The organism is Pedococcus sp. P1_H8 (assembly GCF_056405175.1).
In genome coordinates this window covers 1-388 of the sequence record NZ_JBFUCP010000388.1, presented here as the reverse complement: position 1 = coordinate 388, position 388 = coordinate 1, and the positions used below count along the sequence as shown (strand labels likewise).

The following is a 388-nucleotide window of genomic DNA, read 5'->3' as shown; positions in this document are numbered from 1 at the left end:
GGTTGTCGGCGTCGGCCGAGGGCGGCGGCATCTACCACGCGCTGATCGGCACCATCCTCCAGGGAGTGGTGTGTGCGGCGCTCTCGATCCCGGTGGGCCTGTTCGTCGCGGTGTACCTGGTGGAGTACGCGAACGGTTCGCGGCTGGGCCGGCTGACCACCTTCATGGTCGACATCCTCAGCGGCGTCCCGTCGATCGTGGCGGCGCTGTTCATCTACGCGCTGTGGATCGCGACGTTCGGGTTCCCGAAGTCCGCGTTCGCGGTGTCGCTGGCGCTGGTGCTGCTGATGGTGCCGGTCGTCATCCGCAGCACCGAGGAGATGCTCCGGATCGTCCCGCAGGACCTGCGTGAGGCGTCGTACGCGCTGGGTGTGCCGAAGTGGAAGAC

The 388-nt window shown here is 67.8% G+C and carries 1 protein-coding gene; it reads left to right on the top strand.

Annotated elements, in window-relative coordinates; genetic code table 11:
* Nucleotides 1-388 (top strand): PstA family ABC transporter permease (locus AC1DYG_RS20495; RefSeq protein ID WP_477641671.1); only part of this gene is annotated, 388 nt, incomplete at both ends.